The 6245-nt window shown below is 39.9% G+C and carries 6 protein-coding genes; 5 read left to right on the top strand and 1 reads right to left on the bottom strand.

The features are described from left to right. Window positions 1-220 precede the first annotated feature (220 nt). A complete protein-coding gene (gene glpX / locus FJR06_RS04725; RefSeq protein WP_015080645.1) occupies window positions 221-1258 on the bottom strand; it encodes a class II fructose-bisphosphatase in 1038 nt (345 codons plus the stop codon). Window positions 1259-1523: 265 nt separating this feature from the next. On the opposite strand from glpX, the gene FJR06_RS04720 reads away from it, so the two are divergent. The 5 genes from FJR06_RS04720 (at window position 1524) to FJR06_RS04700 (ending at window position 6241) form a co-directional block, all read left to right on the top strand. After that, the gene (locus tag FJR06_RS04720) at window positions 1524-2081 is read left to right on the top strand and encodes a hypothetical protein (RefSeq protein WP_015080644.1); all 558 of its coding nucleotides are present in this window, start codon (window positions 1524-1526) and stop codon (window positions 2079-2081) included. A 78-nt stretch (window positions 2082-2159) separates the two neighbouring features. After that, window positions 2160-2801 carry a DUF3318 domain-containing protein gene (locus FJR06_RS04715; protein ID WP_015080643.1) on the top strand — a complete coding sequence of 214 codons (642 nt, stop codon included), beginning with the start codon at window positions 2160-2162 and terminating at the stop codon, window positions 2799-2801. 1077 nt (window positions 2802-3878) lie between these two features. Further along, window positions 3879-4928 (top strand): sugar transferase, encoded by a 1050-nt coding sequence (locus FJR06_RS04710; protein ID WP_168650935.1) that lies wholly within the window; start codon window positions 3879-3881, stop codon window positions 4926-4928. A 369-nt stretch (window positions 4929-5297) separates the two neighbouring features. Further along, complete coding sequence (gene rsfS, locus FJR06_RS04705) at window positions 5298-5735, top strand: ribosome silencing factor (RefSeq protein ID WP_015080640.1); 438 nt, start codon at window positions 5298-5300, stop codon at window positions 5733-5735. Window positions 5736-5740: 5 nt separating this feature from the next. Beyond that, window positions 5741-6241 (top strand): CGLD27 family protein, encoded by a 501-nt coding sequence (locus FJR06_RS04700; RefSeq protein ID WP_015080639.1) that lies wholly within the window; start codon window positions 5741-5743, stop codon window positions 6239-6241. Window positions 6242-6245 lie beyond the last annotated feature (4 nt).

The following is a 6245-nucleotide window of genomic DNA, read 5'->3' as shown; positions in this document are numbered from 1 at the left end:
TAGTTCTCCAAATGCTTCGCCCGTACAGTTGTCAGGTGTCAGTTGTCAGTTGTTAGTAGACTATCAAAAACTGATTGACGGATATAAATTGACTAAAAACTATAAAATACAAAGTTTTTAGATGTTCACAACCTGTCAAATTTACTTTGACAGACTACTAATAACAATGGACTACTGTCCACTGACCACTGACTACCGACTAATTACTACCGACTAATTACTACCGCAGTTGGATATTCTTAGGTTCGTCCCACAAGTGAACTGTATCCACAAACCGAGCGGTTTTGGATTGACTAGAAATAACCAAGCTTTGGGTTCTAGCACCACCGTGGAAGAAGCGCACACCATCCATCAAAGTTCCAGGAGTAATACCGCAACCAGCAAATAGCACTGTTTCACCAGAAGCTAATTCATTAGCGTTATAAACTCTGTCTCCGTCAGTAATACCCATTTCATTTAAACGGGCTAGATTACCTTCTCTGCTTTCACCAATTAAGCCAGTTTGGACAACTTCTGGATCATAGATTAATTGTCCTTGGAAGTGTCCACCCAAGCAGCGTAAAGCAGCAGCAGAAATTACACCTTCGGGAGCAGCACCGATACCCATTAAAGCATGGATATTAGTACCAGAGAAAGCGCAACAGATAGCAGCAGAAACGTCACCATCGCTGATTAGTCTTACTCTAGATCCAGCGGTGCGAATTTCTTGAATGAGGTCTTTGTGACGGGGACGATCCATCACTACTACTACTAATTCCTCAACAGAACGGTTTAAGCACTCAGAAAGGATTTTTAGGTTTTCTGTAGCGGATTTGTTGATATCAACATGACCTCTAGCGGCTGCTGGTGCTGCGAGTTTCTTCATGTAGAAGTCAGGAGCAGCAAATAAACCGCCCTTTTCAGAAATTGCCAAAACTGCCATTGAGCCATTTTGACCATAAGCAACTAGGTTAGTACCTTCGCAAGGGTCAACAGCAATGTCAATTTCTACAAGTTCTTCAAGATTACAGACACTGGCAGCATTTGGTTGAGTACAGATACCAACTTCTTCTCCAATGTAAAGCATAGGAGCTTCGTCCCGTTCGCCTTCACCGATGACGATGCGACCACGCATATGGATTTTGTTCATCCGTTCGCGCATCGCTTCCACTGCTACTTGGTCAGCAATGTTCTTTTCGCCCTTACCCATCCACTTAGAAGAAGCGATCGCTGCTTGCTCAACTACTTCTATAATCTCTAACCCAAGAGTATTTTCCACGAGTATCCCCTCTAAATTACTTGTCTTAGCGTCGTTTAATTAGCTATTTCAGTTTTTAAGTTTACCAAAACAAGGATACTTATGGAAAAAAGTCTTGACTAGCAACTATGTTAAGTTTTGCAACTAAGGCAGTATTGCGAGTTTTTACAGTACATTCATATTAGTTAAGTTAAAGTAGAAATTGCTGACAGTAATTGAGTAAATGCGCCTAGCAAGTTAGAATAGTTATGGTGACAGCCTCTCCACTGTTCCTTACGAGGCTTTTATGGCAGCAAATCTCAAACAAATAGCCAAGTATCTAGATAATCTTGGTTGGGACTACCGTTTTGATGAAGAAGAAGACCGGATTATTACGGGTGTGGAAGCGGAAAACATCGAAGATTTTCTGATAGTTGTCCAACTGGACGAGGAAGGAAAATTTTTTCGGCTATTTGCACCCCAAGTTTTGGCAGAAGTAAAAGACCATCCCTACAAAGACGCTATCCTCCAGACGATGCTGGCTATTTCCTGGGAAACTAAAATGCTGCAATGGGAATATGATCCATCCGATGGTGAAATCCGCGCTATCATCGAATTTCCCCTGGAAGACTCCCTGCTCACCGAAAGACAATTTAACCGTTGTCTGAGCGGATTAATCCAAATCGTGGATACCGTTGCCCTGCCGCGGTTGCAAGAGGTGATGGAAACAGGAGAAGATCCGGGAAATCTGGACTTAGGAGAAAGATTATTATTGAGTATTCAAGAACAAGCTCCTGGATTATTAGAACTCCTCGAAAAAGCCATGGAAGCGCGGAAAAAGCGGGGTAGTTTGTCTGATGAATAAAGCGGATCACTACTGAAATGGCTAAACTGCAAAGTGATAACCTGATTATATACTGAAATCTTGTAAGGCTGGATTTTTATGACATCCTATGCAACCTCCTCTGCTAAAGCAGAAATGAGTGAACTCCGGCGGTTAAAAAGCTTATTACCCCCAGAATTACAAAGTTGGGTAACAGTTGAAGGCACAACAGAGGTTAATCCATCCCTGATTCGTTGCGAAGAAATTGGCAAAGACCAAGTGGAAATTCAAATTGACTTGGTAAAATGGGATGCTCTGGCAATGGACCAGCGGAATTTGCTGTTTTGGCACGAAGTTGCTCGCGTGCAAAACGACACTATTCCCAAAGATGGTTGGGAAATGGCCGCACTAGCCATTGGTTTAGGTGGTGCTGTTGGTGAATTATGGGTACAAGATGGATTATTGCTAGTATTAGCTATGGCGCTCTGTGGCGTTTCTGGTTGGCGATTATATCAAAAAAATAATGGTGGTAAACAAGTTAAAGAATTGCTAGATGCTGACGAAAAAGCGATCGCTCTGGCAACCCGCTTTGGTTATAGTTTACCCAACGCCTATAAAAGTCTTGGTAGTGCCTTAAAAACTTTAGTGGAAAACACTCCTAGCAAAAATCAGCGTTCTCGATATGAAGCGAGACTTTCTGCTCTTAAACGCAGCGCCAACAAAGCCAAAGCTAAATCCCGGAATGAGGACTCTGGATTGTGAAATTTTGACAATTAGTGGGGTGGGAGATACCCAACCCACAAAGATACAGTCAGAGTCAGGACTAAAAGCCTTGAACATCAGTAATATCTATCTATTAGACTTTTATGTTCAGAAAAATTTCCGAGAAATTCATCTATTTAACAAAATATTAAAACTTTATCAAACCTTCTTATTTTGCTCATAAAAACTTTTTAAATTCGCGTCTTTGTTGAATATTTTATAAGTTTAGGAAGTCACAGGTCGCAAAAATAGCGAAATCTCCTTACTTACATCTGCAACTAATCAACCGCCGATTTTAACTTTTTAACAACTGTACTTTGGAAGACAATTATTTTTTTAAATAGCTCTAACTTAGTGTTAGAGGCTGGTTAAAGGAATTTTTTATCTTCTTCATAATGAGTTTTATTGCTCACATTGAGAAATTTTAAATTTAGACCTACTGAGTCTAAGTAGGAGATAGTTATTTCCAACTGTTTTGGCCAATATCCGTCAGGTTATCAATAAATTAGCAGGTTAATTAGTGATATTATTGCTGGCTGAAATTTTACTAAAAATTGTGCATGAAGCAGAGGATATCCTTGAGTTAAGCTAATGCTATTGTTGACAAAGGTAAGTTTTTTCTGGCAACCCATTCTAGTCCTATAGATAATCGCCCAGAATCTGCATGAGCTGCAAAGTCCCGTAATTCAGGAAAACAGTCAATTTGGCAGTTAAAAAGGGCATTGTAATTGTTAAAACTGTCACAAAAGTAACAATGCAAATCACAAAGAGCAAAACAAATAAAAATCTGACGTATCCCGACGTTGAGATATTCCCCTTGAATTGCATAAAAAGACTTAAATCAGGTATCAGTAACATTAACTTTATTTTTAGTAATCAGATGATCATGAGAAATAACAAGTTGATTCACCTATTTACAACAGCAAAAATTTTGACAATTGCTGCTATTGTGAAGCTGGATTGGGAATATTTTCTCTAATCTTTAAAAATCTCCCAGCTTGTGCTTCATCATCCAGATTAAAAATCAGGTTAATTGTTTTTCCAAAAGAAAATTACGGTTAACAAATTAGATTATATATGGCAATTAAAGTCCAGAGTTTTATGAGTAGTCAAACCACACCAGTAGACTTTCCAGTTACTTACTTAGAAAGCGCAGTAATCTTGCAAGTTCCAGTGAGGTTAACTGTGCTTGAGGCCGTCAGTTTTAAGCAAACTTGCCAAAACTTAATTGCAGCGGATTTACCACCAGGGCAAATTATTATTGATTTCCAAAATACTACTTTTATGGATAGTAGTGGTTTAGGTTCTCTAGTCAGCAACTTTAAAAATTCTCAAGAAAAGGGAATCAAAGTAACACTGCGTCATGTTACACCCCAAGTCATGGCAGTTTTAAATCTGACAGGGCTAGATCAGGTGTTTCCCATTGAGTCTCTTCACAACCTCACACTAATAGCCACAGATAACTTTACAAACTCAGGAAAAAATACTTCTCGCAAAGTAGATCCACTTCCTCAAACTCATAATTCCGTGGCATCTTGGATGAAACGGCTGATTGATATTGTGGGATCATTAGTTGGTTTAGTAATTACATTTATTTTGTTTATTCCCATAGTAATCGCCATTCAAATTGACGATCCTGGTCCAATTTTCTTTAGGCAAACTCGTTGTGGTTGGATGGGTAAGCGGTTTGCAATTTGGAAATTTCGGTCTATGTGTGTAGATGCAGAAGCTAGAAAATCCCAAATCAAAAATCAAGTCGAAGGCGCTTTCTTTAAAAATGATAATGATCCCAGAATTACTAAAGTAGGTAACTTTTTACGCCGTACCAGTTTGGATGAACTACCTCAATTTTGGAACGTTCTCAAAGGGGAAATGAGTTTAGTCGGGACTCGACCACCCACACCTGATGAAGTAGAACGCTACGAAGTCCCCGAATGGCAACGTTTAGACGTTAAACCTGGTATGACTGGTGAATGGCAAGTTAACGGCCGCTCTAAAGTTCGGAGTTTTGAAGATGTGATTCGGTTAGATTTACAGTATCAGCAAAATTGGACTTTAGTTTACGATTTAAAGTTAATTTTCAAAACCATCACTATTTTGTTTAATAAAAACAGTGGGGCTGTTTAGCCACTGCTAAACGTCAGTATTCAGCTAATACCTGACGACTGACGACTGAATGCTTGCTACTAAACTAAATTCACCAGGTTAAAACATTCAATTTACCCAAGTTAGTTACAAATCGGCTTGGGTTTATTTTTATGAAAGGAACAGGGCAACTAAGCTATCTACCAGGGGTGAGGCTAAAAACCTGGCTTGGGGGCTAATTTTTCGCGTCTGTTCCCCATTCCCTATTCCCTTGGTTGATAAAGTGATCAACTGTAGAATATGTTACTATTCAGGAAAAACCTATTCACACAATTGCAGTTCAGCTATTTTGAGATATTTGTAAGCAAGTTGAATAAGTAGTGGCAACAGAAAAAACGCACATGAGGTTGAATGACTGAATCTTTCCCCCGAAATTTACCATTGACAATAAACCCTGTGAGCAGCCCTAAAACTGACACAGAAGCTACGAGTAAAAATTTAGCTTTAACTATTGCTGAGGCAGCTTTAGACCGCAAAGCAGTAGAAATTATCTTGCTCAATGTGGCAGAGATTTCTTCCCTCGCGGATTACTTTGTGATGATGACTGGTTATTCCAAGGTGCAAGTTAGGGCGATCGCTGACGCAATTCAAGGACAAGTTGAAATTGACTGGCAACGACGACCCATCAGAACAGAAGGCAAAGCCGAAGGAACTTGGGTACTACAAGATTATGGTGATGTCATCGTCCATATCATGATGCCAAGAGAACGGGAGTTTTATAATTTAGAAGCGTTCTGGGGACACGCGGAACGTATTTCCCTACCAAACGCCGAGAATGTTGGGAGTTAACCGATATGATGCGATCCTCCCTTGAGAATTGCCCAGTTCCTACAGAACAACAACCACTGAATGAGTACGAAGAATTAAAAAATGCCTGGCTATTTCGAGATAGTATCTTAAGCTGGGCTAACTTCACCAAGAAAATTTTTTGGATCTGGGCTTGGTCTTGGTTAGTAGCAGGACCTGTGGCAGCAGCCAGTTTTTCTCCCCAAAAGCAGATTTTTAATTTTCTCCTTTGTGGATCTGGTGCTGCTAGTGTAAGTATAGTGCTAGTATTAGTCCGGTTATATTTAGGTTGGTTCTATGTGCGCGATCGCCTTTATAGTCCCACCGTATTCTACGAAGAATCTGGTTGGTACGACGGACACACTTGGACAAAACCCCAAGAAGTCATCAGTCGTGATCGGTTAATTGTTACCTACGAAATCAAACCCATCTTCCAACGCTTGCAAATTACCTTTGCCGCCTTGGCTCTTACGTATCTTATTGGTACTATAGTTTGGCATTTCTTGTAAATAG

It is taken from the genome of Dolichospermum sp. UHCC 0352 (genome assembly GCF_009711925.1).
GTDB lineage: Bacteria > Cyanobacteriota > Cyanobacteriia > Cyanobacteriales > Nostocaceae > Dolichospermum > Dolichospermum lemmermannii.
The sequence above is the reverse complement of the archived record's forward strand: the minus strand, read 5'-3'. Positions and strand labels throughout refer to the sequence as shown.